16 protein-coding genes and 1 pseudogene are annotated in these 19,464 nt (G+C 53.3%); 14 read left to right on the top strand and 3 right to left on the bottom strand.

Features of this window, described 5'->3' with window-relative positions:
• The first annotated feature begins 17 nt into the window (after positions 1 to 17).
• The 5 genes from ACTVIM_RS09825 (at position 18) to ACTVIM_RS09805 (ending at position 4,101) form a co-directional block, all read left to right on the top strand.
• Positions 18 to 854, top strand: coding sequence for a sugar phosphate isomerase/epimerase family protein (locus ACTVIM_RS09825; RefSeq protein WP_445612483.1), 837 nt, complete (start codon positions 18 to 20; stop codon positions 852 to 854).
• On the top strand, positions 851 to 1,129 hold the full coding sequence (locus ACTVIM_RS09820; RefSeq protein ID WP_445612482.1) for a hypothetical protein: 279 nt from the start codon (positions 851 to 853) through the stop codon (positions 1,127 to 1,129). Before ACTVIM_RS09825 ends, ACTVIM_RS09820 begins: the two co-directional genes overlap by 4 nt.
• A complete protein-coding gene (locus tag ACTVIM_RS09815; protein ID WP_445612481.1) occupies positions 1,130 to 2,146 on the top strand; it encodes a TRAP transporter substrate-binding protein in 1,017 nt (338 codons plus the stop codon).
• A gap of 86 nt (positions 2,147 to 2,232) precedes the next feature.
• Complete coding sequence (locus tag ACTVIM_RS09810) at positions 2,233 to 2,817, top strand: TRAP transporter small permease (protein WP_445612480.1); 585 nt, start codon at positions 2,233 to 2,235, stop codon at positions 2,815 to 2,817.
• Positions 2,818 to 4,101: a TRAP transporter large permease subunit gene (locus ACTVIM_RS09805; protein WP_445612479.1), complete on the top strand. Its 1,284-nt coding sequence runs from the start codon at positions 2,818 to 2,820 to the stop codon at positions 4,099 to 4,101.
• A 195-nt stretch (positions 4,102 to 4,296) separates the two neighbouring features.
• Here the strand turns inward: ACTVIM_RS09805 and ACTVIM_RS09800 are convergent, their stop codons facing one another.
• The gene (locus ACTVIM_RS09800; RefSeq protein WP_445612478.1) at positions 4,297 to 5,613 is read right to left on the bottom strand and encodes an MFS transporter; all 1,317 of its coding nucleotides are present in this window, start codon (positions 5,611 to 5,613) and stop codon (positions 4,297 to 4,299) included.
• A 523-nt stretch (positions 5,614 to 6,136) separates the two neighbouring features.
• On the opposite strand from ACTVIM_RS09800, the gene ACTVIM_RS09795 reads away from it, so the two are divergent.
• The 6 genes from ACTVIM_RS09795 (at position 6,137) to ACTVIM_RS09770 (ending at position 14,458) form a co-directional block, all read left to right on the top strand.
• Positions 6,137 to 6,895: an IclR family transcriptional regulator gene (locus tag ACTVIM_RS09795; RefSeq protein WP_445612477.1), complete on the top strand. Its 759-nt coding sequence runs from the start codon at positions 6,137 to 6,139 to the stop codon at positions 6,893 to 6,895.
• 13 nt (positions 6,896 to 6,908) lie between these two features.
• Positions 6,909 to 7,682, top strand: a complete 774-nt coding sequence (gene aroD, locus ACTVIM_RS09790; RefSeq protein ID WP_445612476.1) for a type I 3-dehydroquinate dehydratase — start codon at positions 6,909 to 6,911, stop codon at positions 7,680 to 7,682.
• Positions 7,683 to 7,708: 26 nt separating this feature from the next.
• On the top strand, positions 7,709 to 8,908 hold the full coding sequence (locus ACTVIM_RS09785; RefSeq protein WP_445612475.1) for a CaiB/BaiF CoA transferase family protein: 1,200 nt from the start codon (positions 7,709 to 7,711) through the stop codon (positions 8,906 to 8,908).
• 187 nt (positions 8,909 to 9,095) lie between these two features.
• Complete coding sequence (locus ACTVIM_RS09780; RefSeq protein ID WP_445612474.1) at positions 9,096 to 10,124, top strand: LacI family DNA-binding transcriptional regulator; 1,029 nt, start codon at positions 9,096 to 9,098, stop codon at positions 10,122 to 10,124.
• Between the two features lie 16 nt (positions 10,125 to 10,140).
• Positions 10,141 to 10,707 carry a shikimate kinase gene (locus tag ACTVIM_RS09775; protein ID WP_445612473.1) on the top strand — a complete coding sequence of 189 codons (567 nt, stop codon included), beginning with the start codon at positions 10,141 to 10,143 and terminating at the stop codon, positions 10,705 to 10,707.
• A gap of 493 nt (positions 10,708 to 11,200) precedes the next feature.
• Positions 11,201 to 14,458 carry a hypothetical protein gene (locus ACTVIM_RS09770; RefSeq protein WP_445612472.1) on the top strand — a complete coding sequence of 1,086 codons (3,258 nt, stop codon included), beginning with the start codon at positions 11,201 to 11,203 and terminating at the stop codon, positions 14,456 to 14,458.
• 156 nt (positions 14,459 to 14,614) lie between these two features.
• Here the strand turns inward: ACTVIM_RS09770 and ACTVIM_RS09765 are convergent, their stop codons facing one another.
• Positions 14,615 to 14,959, bottom strand: a complete 345-nt coding sequence (locus ACTVIM_RS09765) for a hypothetical protein (protein ID WP_168368640.1) — start codon at positions 14,957 to 14,959, stop codon at positions 14,615 to 14,617.
• Between the two features lie 344 nt (positions 14,960 to 15,303).
• Here ACTVIM_RS09765 and ACTVIM_RS09760 point away from each other — a divergent pair, with 344 nt between their 5' ends.
• From ACTVIM_RS09760 to ACTVIM_RS09750, 3 genes are all read left to right on the top strand, one after another.
• Positions 15,304 to 17,346 carry a glycosyltransferase family 39 protein gene (locus ACTVIM_RS09760; protein ID WP_445612471.1) on the top strand — a complete coding sequence of 681 codons (2,043 nt, stop codon included), beginning with the start codon at positions 15,304 to 15,306 and terminating at the stop codon, positions 17,344 to 17,346.
• Between the two features lie 228 nt (positions 17,347 to 17,574).
• Positions 17,575 to 18,537, top strand: a complete 963-nt coding sequence (locus ACTVIM_RS09755; RefSeq protein ID WP_445612470.1) for a glycosyltransferase family 2 protein — start codon at positions 17,575 to 17,577, stop codon at positions 18,535 to 18,537.
• Positions 18,509 to 18,919, top strand: a complete 411-nt coding sequence (locus ACTVIM_RS09750; RefSeq protein WP_445612469.1) for a GtrA family protein — start codon at positions 18,509 to 18,511, stop codon at positions 18,917 to 18,919. Before ACTVIM_RS09755 ends, ACTVIM_RS09750 begins: the two co-directional genes overlap by 29 nt.
• 202 nt (positions 18,920 to 19,121) lie before the next feature.
• Here the strand turns inward: ACTVIM_RS09750 and ACTVIM_RS09745 are convergent.
• Positions 19,122 to 19,421 (bottom strand): annotated as a pseudogene (locus tag ACTVIM_RS09745) (threonine aldolase family protein); the annotation flags it as partial.
• Between the last annotated feature and the right edge of the window lie 43 nt (positions 19,422 to 19,464).

Genomic DNA, 19,464 nt, shown 5'->3' with positions numbered 1-19,464 from the left:
AGATTGGGGGGACGAATATGGCGAGAACCTTTTCATTGGCTCATCTAACGGTGCTCGGCTGCCCACCGCCGGAGATGACGCACATCGCTGCCCGAGCAGGATATGATTACGTCAGTTTCCGGATCATTTACATGGGGTTGCCCGGTGAGCCGAATTATGCGTTAGCCGAAAACCCGCAGCTGCTGCGGGAGACAAAGGAAGCGTTGCGGGAAACGGGAGTTAAGCTGTTGGATATCGAACTGGCCCGCATTGATGCCGATATTGACCCCAAACGGTATGAACCGGCCATGGAGGTGGCGGCTGAGCTTGGCGGCCGCCACGTCTTAAGCAGCATTTGGACGACCGACCGCAGCGTCTATATCGAGCGGTTTGCTGAGTTGTGCGAGTTGGCAAAGCCATACGGGCTGACTGTTGATTTGGAGTACGTGCCGATCGCTGCTGTGACGAATTTGGCTGGGGTCATCGATGTATTAAATACGGTGAAACAAGACAATGCCGGAATCATGATCGATCTTCACCATTTCCATCGCGCGGGAGATTCGCCGGAAGCGTTAGAGAGCGTGCCGAGAGAATGGTTCCATTTTCTCCATCTTTGCGACGCTCCTAGCGAGATTCCAGCATCGAAAGAAGAGATGACGAGAATTCTCCGTGAAGAGCGGCTGTATATTGGGGAAGGCGGGATTGATATCGCCGATATTGTTCGCCGTATGCCGGAAATTCCTTGTTCGATCGAGCTGCCGAATATCCAGCGGGTAAAGGAATGGGGCTACGAAGAACATGCGCGACGTTGTCTGCAGTCGGCAAAAGAGTATTTTGCCCGCCATTTTACGGAGCAAAGCGATCTGTCGGCGTGATCGACAAACAACAGTTTGGCAGCGCTTCCTACAAGGGAGGCTGCCATACATGCATCCTAAATTATCAGAAAATTTTATATATTAATTCCGTTGTTAGAAATAAATGCTTCATTCATTTGGTTGTTTCCCGCATAGCCGATCACGGTCGCGAGAGAACAACACAGTTTGCGGCAGAGCAGGAATGCGGGTTCAACATACAAGGCGTACAGCCGATGGATCCATTCGGCTGTATCGACCAGCTTACATTGAAAAAACAAATGAAGGGGGAAAAGTGAATGAAAAAGATGTTGGCATTGTTGGTTGCCTGCCTGTTGGTTCTTGCAGGGTGCTCATCAAAATCGGAGACACAAGGGGGCGGCGCGGCGAAAAAAGCAGAACCAAAAGTCATGAAGATGGCTGTTGCGACATCGAAAGACCGTTCACTGACAAAGGGATTGTACAAGTTTGCTGAAATCGTAGAAAAAGAGACAAACGGATCGATTAAAGTGGAAGTGTATCCGGACGGACAACTTGGAGGAGACTTAGCCGTATTTGAAGCGCTGAAGATGGGAACGATTCAAGGATCAACGATGTCGACAGGCCCGATCGCTTCCTTTGCGCCGCGCCTTGGGGTGTTAGATCTTCCCTTTTTATTCAAAGATCGAGAAACCGCTTACAAAGTACTGGATGGAGAAATTGGACAAGAATTGCTAAAAGATTTGCCTGCTACCGGAGTGATTGGCCTGAACTATTGGGAAAACGGGTTCCGTCATTTGACGAACAATAAACGGGAAATCAAAAGCGTGGACGATATTAAAGGATTGAAAATCCGAACGTTGGAAAATGACCTGCATATTGACTTGTGGAAAGAGTTAGGAGCCACTCCAGTGCCGATGGCCTTTACGGAGCTGTTCACTGCTTTGGAACAACATGTGGTGGACGGTCAAGAAAATCCGGTCGGAAATGTCGCGATCAACAAGTTCTACGAAGTGCAAAAATATTTGACGAAAACAGGGCATGTGTACAATGCGAGCCCACTGCTCATCAGCAAAAAGTTTTGGGATACGTTGACGGACAAAGAAAAAGACGTGATCACGAAAGCGGCGGAAGAAGCAAGAGATTACCAGCGTCAATTGAATAAAGAAGAAGACGACAAAATGTTCGATTATTTAAAACAGCAAGGAATAGTCATTACCGAACTATCCGAAACAGAAAAACAAAAATTTATTGACAAAGTGCAACCGGTCTATAAAAAATATGCGCCGAAGTTCGGTGAAGATTTAGTGAACCAACTGCTTGAAGCAGGAAAATAACAGAATGGCACAACGGCTCTTAAGGGGAAATGCCCCTTAAGAGTCATTCCATTCTTTGATGACAGACACTTTAGAGGAGGAACACAATGAAAAGGATCGGAGCCGTTCTGGAGAAGACGCTCAATGTATTGATGGCGCTATGTCTCGCGTTGATGTCTATTCTTGTTTTCGGCAACGTTGTGTTGCGCTACGGATTTAACTCCGGCATTACGTGGTCGGAAGAAATGTCCCGCTTCCTCTTTATTTGGATGTCGTTTTTCGGGGCCATTGGCGCGTTAAAAGACAACGACCACTTAGGCGTCGACACGCTGCTTAGGAAGCTGCCGTCTAGCGCCAAACGCATCGTCTTTATCATCAGCAACGCGATCGTACTGTATGTGCTCTATTTGCTTTTTGATGGAAGCTGGAAGATGACGATCAGCGGCTTGGAAAGCAAAGCCCCAGCGACTGGGCTGCCGATGGCGTTCATTTATGGAACCGGGCTTGTCGTGAGCATCGGCATGGGCATCATCATCTTGTTTCATATGTATCAGGCGCTGTTTCGCCCCGGTGCGATTGATGAGCTGACGAGAATGAAAGAATCGGAAGATGAGATCATCACCGTCGCTCACAGTGAGGCAATAGAGCTGCCACACGAACGGAAACAGGGCGCCGCCGGAGGTGAGAGGTAGATGGCATTGGTAGTATTTGTCGGATCGCTGCTCGGCGTGATGGCGCTCGGGATGCCGATCGCGTTTGCCTTGCTCGTCAGCGGAGTCGCTCTTATGTTTTACTTGAATATTTTTGATACGCAAATCATCGCTCAAAACTTAATCAGCGGGGCGGACAGCTTTCCGCTCATGGCCATTCCGTTCTTTATTCTCGCCGGGGAGTTGATGAACGCCGGGGGCATTTCCAAGCGGATCATCCGCTTTGCCTTGGCGCTGGTTGGCCACATTCGTGGGGGGCTCGGGTATGTGGCGATCATTGCAAGCGTACTGTTCGCGGGGCTGTCAGGATCGGCGGTGGCTGACACGGCAGCCCTGGGCGCCATTTTGATCCCGATGATGGTCAACGCTGGATACAACCGCAACCGTTCGACAGGCCTCATTGCCGCGGGCGGCATCATTGCGCCAATCATTCCGCCGAGCATCCCGATGATCATTTTCGGGGTAACGAGCGGGGTGTCGATCACGAAACTGTTTATGGCCGGCATCGTTCCCGGAATTTTGCTTGGAATTACGTTGGCGGTGTGTTGGTGGTGGGTGACTCGAAAAGATCAGGCAAAAGTGTTTCCACGCCAGTCGGCGAAAGAAATTTGGCGGGCGACCCGCGAGGCGTTTTGGGCGTTGATTTTGCCGGCGATCATCGTCGGTGGGCTGCGCGGAGGGGTGTTTACGCCGACGGAGGCCGCAGTGGTGGCCGCGTTTTACGCCTTGTTTGTCGGTTTGTGTATTTATCGTGAACTGAAACTGAAAGACTTGTTCCATGTGCTCGTGGCCGCATCGAAAACGACGAGTGTCGTCATGTTTTTGGTGGCGGCGGCCATGGTGTCAGCGTGGTTGATCACTGTCGCCAATATTCCGGCCATTGTCACGGACGTGCTGGCGCCGTTTATCGATCATCCATTAGCGCTGCTGCTGGCCATTAACGCGTTGGTGCTGTTGGTCGGGACGGCGATGGATTTGACGCCAACGGTGCTCATTTTGACCCCGGTGCTCATGCCGATTATCGAAAAAGCCGGGATTGATCCAGTGTACTTTGGGGTGCTGTTTATTCTAAACAACTGCATTGGACTGCTCACCCCGCCGGTCGGCACGGTGTTAAACGTCGCTTGTGGGGTGGCGAAAATCAACATGGAAGACATTATGAAAGGGGTTTGGCCATTTTTGCTTGCCGAAACGATTCTCTTGCTTTTGTTGATTTTCTTCCCGTCTCTCGTCACCGTACCGCTCGGATGGTTTACGGGGCATTGAACCGGGTCGATTTCGCATTGAGACGGGGTGAAGCTTTGTTCACCGCAAAGCGGCAGCATGAAAAGGTGGGGCTGACCCAAAAGGGTGTCTGCCTTCAAGATAGGCACAAGGCATAGTATGGCAGAAACAGTCAGCACGTATATAGAGCAACGAAAAAGGGTATCCCGATCCTTTTGGGACACCCTCGCTTTTTTGTTACCGCACTTTTATGTGCTTGATGTTTGTATTTTGCCTTGTTTCTGGTTCAGCCATCGGCTCAATTGGTTCTAAATCTGTCAACAGGAATAAATAGCTGAAAATGCCGGCAAGCAAAATGAGTGCGGCGACGAGAAACGCGTACATAAACGAGCCGGTCGCTTGAACAATAAAGCCCGTAACGATCGGCGCGACGATGGCCATCGAGTTGTTGCCGAACGTCAATAGACCGGTCAACGTTCCGATGGTACCTGGCGGGGCAATAAACGTCGGGATGCTGTAGGCGATCGATGACGTGATAACTAAACCGCCGAGCGCAATGGAAATGCAAACAATGGCGATGTTCGGATTCGTCGTAAAGGCGGCGCCGATGACGGACAATCCAAGCAGCATGCCGATAACTAAAAACGTTTTTCGCACGCGCGTGGAGTTGCCTCCTTTGTGCACCAATCGGTCGATGAGCCATCCGCCGATCACGATTTCGGAAATCGTGCCGACGATCCACGGAATCGAAGCGTACCAGCCTGATTTTAGCACTGACATGTGCATTTCCGTTGCCAAATAGCCGGGAAGCCATGTGAGAAACAGAAACCACGAGTAGCCATACGCGGCAAACCCGATCAACGTCGCCCATACTTTTTTCTTTGTCAGCAAATACCGAATCGTTTCCCAAACGTTTCCGGACGTTTCGTCTGATTTTTGCGCCCCGCCTTGAACGATGTAGTCATACTCTTCCTTGGACAGCCGTTTGTCTTCATGTGGCTCTCGGTACATCGCCCAGAAGATGACAGCGTAAATCAGGCTGAGCACCGCGGTCGTATAAAACCCCGCTCGCCATCCCCATTCAGTGATGATCCAAGCGATGATCGGGGTGCCAATGGCGTTTGAGAGCTTCGACTGGGCATCGTAAAGGGAAATCGCGGTAGCCCGCTCATGGCGCGGAAACCATTGGCCGACCGCTTTAGCGGCGGAAGGGAAATACGGTGCTTCCCCAACTCCTAATAATACGCGTGACAAAATGACAAGCCCTTGGCCGCTGGCGATGGCGGTGAGGAAACAGGCAGCCGTCCAAATGATCGTTCCGACACGCGTCACCCATTTGACACCGATTTTATCGAGGATGACCCCGGCTGGGATTTGCAAAATGGCGTACGACCAAGCAAATGCGGACAACAAAATGCCGATCTGTCCGGGCGTGAGGCCGAATTCTTTGGACAGCGGCTGAATGCCGACCGACATATTGATGCGGTCAAAATAGTTGATAATGACTCCTAAGGCGATCAAGAATGCTATCGCCCAGCGGCGTTTGTTCTTCATTACCTGCTCACCACCCTTGTTTTGATGAGAGAAAACGCATACAGCGTTAGTCGAAAAAAATAGCATGGTTTAATCCGCCATCGCATTGGGACATTCCGTCATTTATCAAACGCTTGGCTTGCCGATGTTCACTTAATCATTCGCCCCCCCTTCCTTGTTCCGTTGTGTGTAACTCATTTTCTTTAAATGGAACCCTTGAGTGGATTATAACAAAACTCGTTTTCTTTTGTCCATCATTTGTTAAAAAATTTGGACTGTTTATGTTAATGCATTTAGATCATGGACGGACATTGGGCTAAAAACGGCTTGCGTTCTGCGGCTCGATAGTTGAATAGGAGAGATGAATGAGGATGGGACGCCCTGTTCCTTGGGGACGGCTTGCGGTTGTCTTTGAAAGTGAAAAAGAAGGAAACGAAAAAACTTGAATGACGTGGAGCAAAGATGCTAAAATGGGAGTAAGGTTCCACTGAAAGAAATTAAATTCCGTTAAACGGAACTGAGGGAAGCGAGGGAGACGAACAAGTTGAAGGAGGAAAAGAAACACGAGGCAGGCTTACGAACGGTGCAGAGGGCCATTGATATCTTGTATTGTTTTACCCTCGAGGAGCAAGAGCTATCACTCACGGAAATTGCGAAAAAAATTTCGCTCGCCAAATCGACGACGACGCGCTTGCTCGCCACACTTGAACAAAACCGCCTGATCGTCAAAGATCCGGAGACGTTGAAGTATCGACTCGGTCAAGGGTTGTATTATTTAGGACATATTGCCGGCAAGTCCATCGAAGTAAGAGAAATCGCCAAACCGGTGATGGAACGTCTGCGCGATGAGACACGGGAGACGGTGAACTTGTATGTGCTCGAACAAGACGCCCGCGTTTGCATCGAACAGTGCGAGGGGCTTCAAGCGCTGCGCCATATGGTAAAAATCGGCGAACGGCTGCCGCTTTGGGCGGGAGCGGGGGGAAAAGTGCTGTTGGCGTATCAATCTCCTTCGTTTCAGGAGCGCATTTTGGCCCAAGTGCCGACGGAGGAGCGACGGGCTCGTTTAACCGCTGAGCTGGAGATGATCCGGCAGCGCGGCTCTGCCTCAAGTATTGATGAGCGAGAGGTCGGTTCGGCGGCGGTCGCCGCCCCGATTTTCAACATTCACGGCGAAGTAAATGCCTGCCTATCGATCTCAGGACCGACGCACCGTTTTACGCCGGAGACGATCGGCTCGTTTGAATCGCTAGTCAAAGAGGGAGCCCAAACGATTTCAGAAAAGCTAGGTTACCGTCAGTAAGGGGGAGATCAATATGGCTATTTCAAAAGGCGCGATCAACGTGCGCAACATATCCATCGGGGGGGAAGAGCCGTGCATTTGCGCTCCGGTTGTGGGGATGGACACCGAGCAAGTGTTAGCTGAGACAAGGCAAATCAGCGCGAAGAAGCCGCATCTCATCGAGTGGAGAGCCGACTTTTTTAACGGTATCCATGATCATCGTCAAGTGGTAGCGACGGCGAAACAGATGCGGACGATCGCCGGAGAGATTCCGATTTTGTTCACGGTCCGCTCCGAGCGCGAAGGGGGAAGACCGATTCCGTTGACGGAAGAGGAAAAAATGCGGCTGTTTGACACGGTGTGCCAAAGCGGAGCGATCGATTTGCTTGATTACGAGCTCGTCCATGAGCCGTATGTGGCCACTGTACGCCAGCTTTCCCGCCAATACGGGGTGCGGCTCATTTTGTCCTACCATAATTTTGACTTCACTCCGGCCAAAGAAGAGCTCGTAGCCAAAATGCGCCAAGCCGGGAAATATGGCGCTGATATCGCCAAAGTGGCGGTGATGCCGAAATCGCTGCAAGATGTGCTTGTATTATTGCAAGCGACGGAGGAAGCGCGGCAGGAGCTGCCGATTCCGCTGATTACGATGTCGATGGGGGGGCTGGGTGCCATTACCCGCTTGGCCGGAGGGCTGTTTGGCTCGGCAGTGACGTTTGCGGTTGGCCAGCAAAGTTCGGCCCCGGGGCAAATTCCAATTGAGGAAGTCAAGGACGTCTTATCGGTCATCATGAAATATAGCCAATGAATGAGAATTTGGGGGAGGAGAAACCAATGGGACGTTTGCCGTTAGAAGGTGTCAAAGTGCTTGATGTTTCGACGATGATCGCCGCACCGTTTGGCGCGGTATTGCTCGGCGACTTTGGCGCTGACGTCATTAAAGTGGAGTTGCCGGGAAAAGGAGATACGCTGCGCCATGTCGGGCCGTTTAAGGATGGCGAACCGCTTCGCTGGCCAGGACTGGCACGTAATAAGAAATCGCTCACCCTTGATTTGCGCAAAGAAGAAGGAATGAACATTTTCAAGCAACTCGTCCGTCATGTTGACATCGTCATTGAAAACTTCCGCCCTGGCACGTTAGAAAAATGGGGCGGCGGATATGAGGAGCTGAAACAAATCAACCCGAACTTGGTCATGATCCGCGTCTCCGGTTACGGCCAAACGGGGCCGTTCCGGGAAAAAGCCGGGTTTGGCACACCGGCGACGGCGTTCAGCGGGTTTACGTACTTGCAAGGGTATCCAGACCGCCCGCCGGTCAGCCCGTCGTTTTCGTTGACAGACTACATCACCGGCATTTACGTCGCGTTTGCGGCGGTGACCGCCATTTACTACCGTGATGTTCATCCGGACGGAGAAGGACAGATGGTTGATATCGCTCTTTACGAATCAGTATTCCGCATGATGGAATTTTTAATTGCTGAATATGACCAATTGGGCAAGGTGCGCGAGCGGTCGCCGGGATTGTCGGGACATTCGAGTCCAGCCGGCACGTTTATGACGAAGGACGGGCATTGGGTCGTGCTCGTCACAAGCACCGATTCGACGTTTGAACGGTTGGCAAAGGCGATGGGCAGAGAAGATTTATTGACGCACGAGAAGTTTTGCACCAATGCACGGCGCCTCGCCCATCATGAAGAAACGAACGGGATCGTTGCCGACTGGATTCGTTCCAAACCGCGCGACGAACTGCTCCGGATTTTGGACGAACACGGGGTGCCGGTCAGTCCGATTTTGAGCATCAAAGATATTTTCGAGCATCCGCATTATCAGGCGCGGGAAAATATTATCGAAGTGGCTCATCCGCGTCTTGGCAAGATTAAAGTGCCTGGAATTGTTCCAAAATTCGAAAAAACGCCGGGCTCGGTGCGTCAGCTTGCGCCAGACTTGGGGGAGCATACGCAAGAAATTTTGCAAAGCATGCTCGGTATGTCCGCGGAAGACATTCGGCAATTGAAAGAAAAAGAGATTATTTAAGCGGGGCGGCACGTCCCGTCTATTCCCGGCATCTCATTTGGAGATGGCGGGCTTTTTTGTGAGGCTTAACCGTGCGGGTGAAAACGTTTCTTTTTGGCGACCGCCCGCGCCTTGCATTGACACTGCTTGCGGCCACCCTGTATACTTTTGGTAGGCGAAAGCGACGGTAAAGCAGGTGATTCGAACGGTGTCAGATAAAAAACGTTCCCGCGTGACACTCGAACAAGTCGCCAAACACGCTGGCGTGTCGCGGGCGACCGCCTCCCTTGTCGTCCGCGGGAGTCCGAATATTTCGAAAGAAACGCGGGAAAAAGTGCTTCAATCGATGAAAGAGCTCGGCTACGTCTACGATCGCGTGGCTGCGAATTTGCGCTCGCAGCGCTCTTCGACGGTCGGATTGATCATTACTGAGCTTGACAACCCGTTTTTTTCCGAGTTGCTTGTCGGGGTTCATGAGGCGCTCGACCAAGAAGGATATACGGTGATTTTGGGCACCACATTTGATCGGCCGGAAAAACAAGACGCATTGTTGTCGACAATGCTCGAACACCGGGTTGGTGGGGTTATTATGAGCCCGGTTCCAGGTTGTTCGACAGAGATGCTCGAACGGTTGCGGCAATGGGATATCCCGGTGGTGCTGTTTGCTCGCGAGGAAATTCCTGCGGGACAATTTGATTATATTGGCATCGATAATGTAGCTGGCGGGCGGCTGGCGGCCGAGCATTTGATCGCCCAAGGGCATCGCCGCATTGCGTTTATTGGCGGTTCTCCGCATTCGTCCGTATGGAAGGCGCGCCAAAGGGGATACAGCGAGGCGCTGCGCGCTGCAGGCATCGAGGTAGATGACGCATTGCTTGTGCCGTCGGCGACAACAAGACAGGGCGGGCGAATGGCGACGAAACGTGTTTTGCAACAACCGAATCCGCCGACGGCGCTCTTTTGTTATAACGATGTTGTCGCCTTCGGGGCGATGCTCAGCTTAAAGGAGGAAGGAATCGTTCCAGGGCGTGATATCGCGGTCGTCGGATTCGATAACATTCAAGAATCAGCTCTGTTTCAACCGCCGCTTACGACTGTCGCCGCCTTTCCTGAGAAAATCGGCGCCTTTGCCGCCAAACAGTTACATGAGCGCATGAAAGGGGATGCGAGCGCGCCAAAGCGGACGATTTTGCCGCCGGAGCTCGTCATCCGCCAGTCTTCAGGGAAGAGAGAGTAAAAAGAGGTGAAGCAACGTGGAGAGGCAGACGATCATCCCGCTCCGCGAGCGGAACATCATATTGATCGGCTTTATGGGGGCGGGAAAAACGACGATCGGGCAGCTGGTGGCGAAAAAGCTGTACCGCGATTTTATCGATGTCGACGCGGAAATCGAGCGGCGGCAAGGGATGTCGATTCCGGAGATCTTCGCGCAAAAAGGGGAAGCGTACTTTCGCAAGGTGGAGCGTGAGATAATCATCGATTTATGCACGAAGACAAGGTTGAAAATTTTATCGCTTGGCGGCGGCGCGTATTTGCAGGAGGAGGTGCGGCGCGCATGCCTCGCTCATGGGATCGTCTTTTTCCTTGACTTGTCATGGGATCAATGGAAAGAAGAGCGCCTGCCGCTCATTGTCGACAGCCGGCCGGTGCTGAAAAACAAAACATTGGAAGAGGTGGAGCAGCTGTTTTTCCAGCGGCAGTCGGCTTACGCCCTCCATCATTCCCGCGTGGTGCTGAATGAGCTTGAGGCCGAACAGGCGGCCGAGCAAATCGTTGGCTCGATCAAATGGACGTGGGATGTATATGAACCGAATCGATAGATGGTCATGACGAAAAGGCAGGCTCTTGTCGGGAGCTTGCCTTTTCGTGTTGGATGGCCGCGGCGAGAGCCGGTGGCGGAGCGGGAATCTGACGGTAATGATGCAAGCCAACTTCGTGCCTCGGTTGGATGGCCGCATCGAAAGCCGGTGACGGAGCGGGAGAGGCCGGCGTTGTCATCGCGATTTTTCCAATAAGCGGGGTTGGCGGGCGCGGTCAAAGCGGTTCGGGGGCCAGATCCGCTTGTCCTCGCCTTGCGTTCAGTCTCGCATCCTTGAGCGGCAAGGGTGTGGATGTGAGTGATGGACGGACTCGTTTCTCAAGCGAGGCCTGTTTCGGTGTTGGGGATCGGACATGGGGCGCGTTCAGCGAGCGGGGGAGGACGAACGGCCCGGCGTTTCTTTTCTTTTTTGGGCAGAAATGCCTGTTTGTGCTTGCCGGACAAGCGCTCCTTTTGTTATAAGGAAGATACCGGGTGTGAGGGAGAGTGGGGAGATGGAGAAAAGGGCGTTCCGCTGGCTTTATGTGTATATTGTCTTGGTGGTGCTGCTTCTGTCGGCGCCGTATTGGCTTTGGTGGCTGAAGCCGGAAACGAAGCTTGAGCTGCTCATTGTCGATGATACGGTGCCGGATCGGTCGTACCGCGAGCACCAAGGGCTTGTTTGGCTGCTCCGGGCGCAAAAGTACGTGCACCGGAACGGTAAGACGTATGATGCGGCGCGCGATTATGTCGGATTTGTGCCAAAGGGCGGCGGGGCATACGAAGTGCGCCCGCTTCCGAACACGATGAATCGCTATGATGCCGTGTATGTCGCCGACACGTACGGCGTCTATGAAGAAGAATTTGTTCGCCAGCGGACGGACGGAGCGCGGTCGGCGAAAGTGCACGGCGGGCTGGACGGCGAGACGGTGAAGGCGCTTTGGCGGTTTGCCCGGGAAGGGGGAAACACGTTGATCGCCGAATTCAACTCGATGGCCCACCCGACAGCACAGGAGGTGCGCGCGTCGTTTGAATCGCTGTTCGGCTTGCATTGGACGGGGTGGATCGGCCGTTATTTCCCTGATTTATCCAGTCGAGAAGTGCCGGCGTGGGTTAGGGAGAACTACGAACAACAATATGGGACACCGTTTGCGTTTCGCGGTCCGGGAATCGTGCTCGTGGATGAACGGGATCGGTTGATCGTTTTGGACCGGCGCGATCTTGGCGGCGATGGCGTCGTGTTTTCGTATACGAAAGCAGGAAAAGCGCGGTGGGGCCAACATGAGCGCGCTCCTTATTCATACTGGTTTGACATCGTCCAGCCGCTTGATCCGGACGATGTGTTGGCGACCTATACGTTGTCGCTTTCCAAACGCGGGAACGAGAAACTGCGCGCCATCGGGGTTCCGGTTTCGTTTCCGGCCGTTGTCCGCTATGAGACGCGCACGTACCAGTCGTACTACTTTTGCGGCGATTACGCCGATCAAGGCAGTGTGCCGTCGATTTACCAAACGGTTGGATTCGACCGATGGCGCAAGTGGACGGCGAGCAGCCGCCCGGATGATGAGACGGCGTTTTATTGGAAAGTGTACGTGCCGATGATGAAAGCCATTTTGCAAGAAATCAAAACGTATCAAGAGGAGAAGAAGCGGCCTGCCGCTGCGGAAACGGCGGAGCAGGACGGCATCCGCTTGGCGGGGACGGTCGGGCGCGACGATCTGCAAGTATACCGCCGCGGTCGGTGGGAGCCATTGCTCATCAAAGGCGTCAACCTTGGCATCAGCAAACCCGGCGCGTTTCCGGGCGAGGCGAACATCACGAAGGAAGAATACTTCCGCTGGCTTCAGTATATCGGGGCGATGGGGGCGAACGCCGTCCGCGTCTACACGATTCATCCGCCGGCGTTTTACGAAGCGCTCTACGAATACAATCAAACCGCCAAGCAGCCGCTCTATTTGTTTCACGGCGTTTGGATCGATGAAGGGACGATGCTTCGAACCAAAGATGTTTGGGCTCCCGCGGTGGACGGGGCGTTTCGCGCCGAGATTCGCCGCACGATCGACATCATCCACGGCAACGCCAACATTCCAAAGCGGCCGGGCCACGCCGGGGGAGTGTACCGATATGACCTTTCCCCTTATGTCCTCGGGTGGATTTTCGGCGTCGAATGGGATCCGGACGTTGTTGCCGCCACGAACAAAGCCCATCGCGGATCAGGGGATTACCGCGGGACATATGTGTATACGAAGGGAGCAAGCCCGTTTGAAGCGTGGCTCGCGCGTGCGGTCGACGAAGCGGTCGGCTATGAGACGGAAACGTATGGGTGGCAGCGGCCCGTGAGTTTCACCAACTGGGTGACGACCGATTTCCTTCGTCATCCGGCCGAGCCGTTTGTCAAAGAAGATCTTGTTTCCGTCAATCCGAATGTCATGTACGCCACCGACAAGCTGCACGCCGGATGGTTCGCTTCGTATCATATTTATCCGTATTATCCGGATTTTTTGAACAGAGAAGAAACGTATATCCGCTATGTCGACTCGCGCGGCGAGCATAACAGCTATGCCGGCTACTTGCATGAGATGAAGGCCGCTCACCGGATGCCGATTCTCGTCGCCGAGTTCGGTGTTCCTTCGTCGCGCGGCATGGCGCACCGAAACGTGCACGGCAAACACCAAGGGTTTCTGTCGGAACATGAACAAGGGATGATCGACCGGAAGTTGTTTGAAGATATCGTTCATGAGCGAATGGCCGGCGGGCTGTTGTTTTCGTGGCAAGATGAGTGGTTCAAACGAACGTGGAATACGATGGAGTACGACAATCCAGACCGCCGCCCATTTTGGCTGAACGTACAAACGAACGAGCAACATTTCGGCCTGCTTCGCTTCGACCCGGGGCCGAGCGCAGCGGCGACGATCCAAGTCGATGGGCGGAAAGACGATTGGACGTTCAATGGAATCGATCCCGTATGGTCGGATGGAGAGCGGGCGCTGTATGTCACGAGCGATGAAGGATATTTGTACGTGCGGCTTGACGGTGCGCGCATCACCGATGAAACGACGACGTACATTGCGTTTGATACGATTCCAGGCCAAGGGCAATCGCGCCTCCCGGGCCTTTCCGGCGTGCGCACGTCAGGTATTGACTTTGCTTTAGTCATCCATGGAAAGCAGCGCGCCCGGCTGCTTGTCGACAGCTACTATGACACGTTTTCTTATCATTACGGTCATCAGCTGCACATGATGCCGATGGCGCCGTACGCCCATCGCAAAGATAACGGAGTATATCATCCGATCCGGTTGACGCTGAATAAAAAGCTCGAGGAAGCCGATGGCAAGGCCGTGCCGTTTGACTCGTATGAAACCGGGGTGCTTCGCTTCGGCACCGCCAACCCGGCCGATGCGGCCTATGACTCGCTTGCCGATCTCAGCGTGAGCCGCCGCGGTGATATGTATGAAATCCGCCTGCCGTGGGCGCTGTTGAATGTCACTGATCCAAGCCGGCGCGAGGTGATGGGCGACATCTGGTCAAAAGAAGGTCTAAAAAGCCGAAAGATCATCCCCGGCATCCGCCTTGGCGTGTACGTCGCCGACGGGGAGCGCTCATTTTCGTTCCCGGCGCTGGAAGGGAATGTGCTGCCGGCTCGGCAGTTTTACACGTACACGTGGCCGACGTGGGAGACGCCGCGCTACCACGAGCGGCTGAAGCCGTCGTATGAAGCGATGAAAGCGGCGTTTTCCGGCGCGGACATCGCCAAGCGACAAGGAAACGAATAAGAAGCACGCCCCGCAACATTGGCCGCTGTTTGACATAACGATGATCGATCAAGGCGGTTGACTGTCCAAAAATTTGGCAAGCACGAGACAAAAGCCCAACCGGCTGTCAAGCAAAAAACATGCTGGCGGCCGGTTGGCTTGTTTCTTTTTCAGTTTTCAGGAGATTTCGTTTTGTTCAGCCCGGGAACGGAGTTTTCGTTCATGTTGGAGAGTTTTGCGGGCGAGGAAGTCAACCGTTTCCTGCGTTTCCGACCATTCAAGGCGCCAATAGTTCATTTTCGTTTCCAAGCGCTCAAATCGAGCATCCGTGCGCTTTTCCAAATCCAAAAGTTTTTGGTGCAACCGGTCTTCCGTCTCTCGAATTTTGGCATACAGCCGATTTTCGGTATCCTGAATCTCGGCGCGCAATCGGTCTTCCATTTCCTTCATTTGTTGACGGAGTTGATCGGAATGCAAGTCAAGCGCCTTTAGAATTTGTTGCACGATCGTTTCGCCTTCCATGAGTTTCACCTCCTTTACCTCTGATCATAGCACATGGCCGGCATCGGGAAAATGAAAATCTAGTCCACTCGTTTCATTTTTTCACCAAACTTTCACCAACATTATGTAACGTAACTATAGAAAACGGGTGATGATAAGAAGCATGTTGCACAGGCTCATTCGAGTGTGACGTGCTGTCAGACGAGAGTGATGATAAGAAGCATGTTGTATCACCCCCTTGTTTTTCAAATGAAGAGACCTTGGGTGGGATCGGCTTCTCGTTCCATGTCATCTGGCGTCGGTTAAGGGGCATCGCTGCGGTTCCCCCTTAGTAGAAAAAAGAAAAGGAGAGAAAGGGAGCGTTCATGAAGAAAAAACAATGGAAATTGGATGGATGGATCATTGCAATCATAGCTTGGTCGGCTTTTTTGCATCTCTATCAAATAGGAAACAGCGGTTCTAACGTCTATTACACAGCAGCGGCGAAAAGCATGGCGGCAAGCTGGAAGGCGTTTTTCTTTGCCGCCCTCGACCCAGAGGGATTTATTACCGTTGATAAGCCCCCAGTCGCTCTTTGGTTGCAGGCGCTCAGTGTGAAACTGTTTGGCGTTAGTGATTGGAGTGTTTTGCTTCCGGAAGCGGTGGCGGGGATCGCGGCCACATGGATGATTTATGTCATCGTCCGGCCGTGGGCCGGACAGACAGCGGCGCGGTGGGCAAGTTTCGCCTTTTCTTGCACCCCGGCGTTCGTCGCTGTGGCGCGGACGAACAATATTGATGCCGTTTTGGTGTTCACATTGCTCTTTGCGACTTGGATGCTGATGAAGGCGGTGATGACGCAACGATGGACGTGGCTGGTTGGCAGTTTTGCGGTCGTCGGCATCGGATTCAATATGAAAATGTTGCAGGCGTACATGGTGCTCCCGGCGTTTTACTTATTTTACTGGCTCGCTGGGCGGGGGCCGTGGAAAAAACGGGCCGGGCATTTACTGGTGGCGACGATCGTGCTGCTTTCGGTTTCGCTTTCGTATGCAGCTGCGGTAGCGCTGATTCCTGCTGACAAGCGTCCGTATATCGGGGGCAGTCAGACGAATTCTGTGTTAGAGTTGGCGCTCGGATATAACGGAATTGAGCGGTTGACCGGGGAAGCTGGACCGGGTGGCGGAAAGGGGAGGGCGGATGTTAATGGCAACGCGCAGCCACCTGCTGATGACAGGGTACCGTTCAACGGCAAAGCAGGGACGGCGTTTCCGGATGGGTCAGGAGGCGAGCCGCCAACGGTGGGCAGTCAACTGCAAAGTCCGCCATCTGTGCCTAGAGGTGGGATGGGTGGCATTGGTGGCGGCGAGATTGGTGACCCGGGCGTCTTTCGTTTGTTTCAGCTGCCGCTTGCCGGGCAGGCGAGCTGGCTGTTGCCGTTTGCGGGCGTCGTAGCGATCGGCTTGGGAATAGACGTATGGCGACGCCGGCAGATAACCGCGTTTCATCAATTCTTGCTCTTTTGGTTCGCCTGGCTTGGTCCGATGCTCGTATTTTTTAGCATTGCCGGATTTTATCACCGCTATTATTTAAGTATGCTGGCGCCGGCTATAGCGGTATTAGTGGGAGCGGGAGGAGCGATGTTGGCGTCCAGCGAACGGGGGACGAGATGGTTGTTCCCGGCCGCCTTGGTGGCGACGTATGCGTTTGAAGGATGGACAGCTTGGCAGTACCGTAGTTCGTTCTCCCCAGTATGGCCGCTCGCTGTCGGATTTTACGGACTTGCAATGGTTTGCCTTTGGTTCGCGATGGAAGGCCGCGAGCATGGGAGGCGGATCGTCTATCGAGCGGCGCTCATTGGCGTGCTGGCATTGCCGGCCTATTGGTCGCTGACGCCAGTGCTATATGGGACAAACAGCACCATTCCATACGCTGGACCAGATTTACAACGAGATAGAGGCGCGCCCATGCCGACAGCCGCGATGCCGGATGGACAAGAGGAGCGTTGGCTGAGAGGAGAGACGGGCCAACCTGGCGATGGAGCGGGGCGGTGGCAAACTTCGCGCTCGTTGACAGCGTTAGTGTCGTATTTGGAGCAGCGTGCGGGTAAAGCCAAATATTTAGCGGCCACCATCCGCGCGACCGAAGCGGCGGAGTTGATGCTTCACACCGATCGAGCGGTGATGGCGATGGGCGGATTCGGCGGAACGGATCCCGTACTAACGCCGAAGAAGCTAGAGGAAATGGCTCGCAACGGTGAGGTGAAGTATTTTCTCCTTTCCGGTGAAGGGCGAGGAAATCAGGAGCTTGTTCAATGGATTCAAACACATTGTAAAGAAGTTCCATTTTCAGAATGGAGTGGCGGAGAAAAGGCCTTAAACGGTGGAATGGAGCGCAGAGAAATGACGCTCTACGTATATAACGGATAAAGGGCTCGAGAAAAACAGCCGACATCCATCGCTGTTTTCATTAGTAGAAAAGCGTTTTTTATGGGATTCTCTATTAAAATAAGTGAAGCGATTCAAGCCGATCATTGGCGGGTGATCTGCTTCGTAGCCGAGGAAATTCATAGAGGAAAACGTAAAGCAGGCGGTGGCAAAATTGGTGAGGGTGTTCGTAGCAGAAGAAATTCATAGAGGAAGCAAGGAGGGAAATCAATGGCGACCTATTCTGTCATTATTCCTGTCTATAATGAAGCGCTCGTGCTCCGTGAGACGTACCGACGGCTGAAAACAGTGATGGAGCAAACAGGTGAGCCGTACGAATTGTTGTTTGTGAATGACGGCAGCACCGATGGGACGCTCGATATCTTGAGGGAACTGGCCGTGAAAGATGAAACGGTGAAGTACATTGACTTCTCCCGCAATTTCGGCCATCAAATCGCGATTACAGCAGGAATGGATTACGCCTCTGGCCACGCTGTTATCATCATTGACGCCGACTTGCAAGATCCTCCTGAACTGATTTTGGACATGATCGCGCGATGGAAAGAAGGGTATGATGTTGTCTATGCCCGGCGCGTCAAGCGGAAGGGGGAGACGTTGTTCAAGCGATGGACAGCGTATGTGTTTTACCGCTTGCTGCGGGCAGCGACCGAGATCGACATTCCCACTGATACCGGCGATTTTCGTCTCATTGACCGGAAAGTGTGCAATCAGTTACGCTATATGAGGGAGCGAAATCGTTTTGTCCGCGGGCTTGTCAGCTGGGTCGGTTTTCGGCACATAGCGGTGGAATACGAGCGAGAGCCGCGGCTGGCTGGGGAGACAAAGTATCCACTGAAAAAGATGATTCGTTTTTCGTTAGACGGCATTACGTCTTTTTCGCATAAGCCGCTCAAATTGGCGAGCTGGCTTGGGTTTGCTTTGTCGGCGGCAAGTGCAGTCGGCATGATGGCGGTATTGTACTTGAAGTGGTTCACCCATTCGACCGTGGCCGGATGGGCATCGCTGTTGATGGTCATGCTGTTTTGCAACGGAGTGACGATGACGATGCTTGGGATTACCGGTGAATACATCGGCCGCATTTACGATGAAGTGAAAGAGCGGCCTCTGTATATTGTCAATGAAACATGGGGAGTCGGAACGAGACATGAACGAAAGCCTTCCTACATTCCGTAAAGAAAAACAAGCCTTATGGCGGTTTGCCGTCGTCGGGGTGGGCAATACGGCGGTCGACTTCGCTGTCTTTTTTCTGCTCACCGCCGCAGGCGTTCCTGCGGCCGCGGCGCAAGTCGCTTCTTATGGCGCCGGGGTGGCAAACAGCTACGTTTGGAACCGGCGCTGGACGTTTCAAATGAAGCAAAGGGCGAATATCGGGGAACTGCTTCGGTTTCTTGCCGTCAACGGGCTGTCGCTCGGAGTGTCGCTTGTCGTCTTGTTGGCGGCCGAACGGCTCGGCCCGCTTTGGCTCGTGAAAGGTGTGGCCACGGTCATGGGCATGGCGGTGAACTTCGTTGGCAGCCGCTGTTGGGTGTTTGCGGCACCGCGAAGCGAACGTTGACAGAAAGCAGGGAAGGAGGACAACGAAAACGACCCGAAAGCCATAGGCGGTCCGGGTCGTTTTCTGGTTAGGAGGGACTGTAAAGGAAAACGATATTTTCCCAAGTGTACTGCTTTTCAGAAAAAGGAATAAAGGTGCTTCCAAATCGGGAAGCGAGGCGGTCGACCATTGTTTCAAGGGCAATGATGCCCGGCGCAGCCAAGACGCCGGCGAGCGCCGCTGCTGCTCCCGCCTCAGACAAGAAAATGTGCGATTCGGCTTCCAATATCACCTCATCCCCCGGGCGGCAATGCGTCAAGATGGCGACTTCGTTTCCTTGCGTGCCGCTTGTGACGAACAAGGCGTCTTCTTTTCCAAGCATTTTGGCCGCCAACGCTTCTCAACGGTTGACGGTCGGATCTTCGCCGTATACGTCGTCACCGACTTCGGCTTCTGACATCGCCCGGCGCATCTCTGGCGTCGGTTTGGTCACGGTATCGCTGTGAAAATCAATGAACGGCATCGTGGCCCCCCTTCTTTCCTGATCGTTGTGTGCATCGAAAGGA

The organism is Geobacillus sp. YF-1 (assembly GCF_052692335.1).
The sequence above is the reverse complement of the archived record's forward strand: the minus strand, read 5'-3'. Positions and strand labels throughout refer to the sequence as shown.

Excerpts from the sequence above, each read along its gene's own strand:
- ACTVIM_RS09825 (WP_445612483.1), top strand. The coding sequence starts at position 18 with ATGGCGAGAACCTTTTCATTGGCTCATCTAACGGTGCTCGGCTGCCCA.
- ACTVIM_RS09815 (WP_445612481.1), top strand. The coding sequence starts at position 1,130 with ATGAAAAAGATGTTGGCATTGTTGGTTGCCTGCCTGTTGGTTCTTGCA.
- ACTVIM_RS09810 (WP_445612480.1), top strand. The coding sequence starts at position 2,233 with ATGAAAAGGATCGGAGCCGTTCTGGAGAAGACGCTCAATGTATTGATG.
- ACTVIM_RS09805 (WP_445612479.1), top strand. The coding sequence starts at position 2,818 with ATGGCATTGGTAGTATTTGTCGGATCGCTGCTCGGCGTGATGGCGCTC.
- ACTVIM_RS09800 (WP_445612478.1), bottom strand. The coding sequence starts at position 5,613 with ATGAAGAACAAACGCCGCTGGGCGATAGCATTCTTGATCGCCTTAGGA.
- aroD (WP_445612476.1), top strand. The coding sequence starts at position 6,909 with ATGGCTATTTCAAAAGGCGCGATCAACGTGCGCAACATATCCATCGGG.
- ACTVIM_RS09785 (WP_445612475.1), top strand. The coding sequence starts at position 7,709 with ATGGGACGTTTGCCGTTAGAAGGTGTCAAAGTGCTTGATGTTTCGACG.
- ACTVIM_RS09770 (WP_445612472.1), top strand. The coding sequence starts at position 11,201 with ATGGAGAAAAGGGCGTTCCGCTGGCTTTATGTGTATATTGTCTTGGTG.
- ACTVIM_RS09765 (WP_168368640.1), bottom strand. The coding sequence starts at position 14,959 with ATGGAAGGCGAAACGATCGTGCAACAAATTCTAAAGGCGCTTGACTTG.
- ACTVIM_RS09760 (WP_445612471.1), top strand. The coding sequence starts at position 15,304 with ATGAAGAAAAAACAATGGAAATTGGATGGATGGATCATTGCAATCATA.
- ACTVIM_RS09755 (WP_445612470.1), top strand. The coding sequence starts at position 17,575 with ATGGCGACCTATTCTGTCATTATTCCTGTCTATAATGAAGCGCTCGTG.
- ACTVIM_RS09750 (WP_445612469.1), top strand. The coding sequence starts at position 18,509 with ATGAACGAAAGCCTTCCTACATTCCGTAAAGAAAAACAAGCCTTATGG.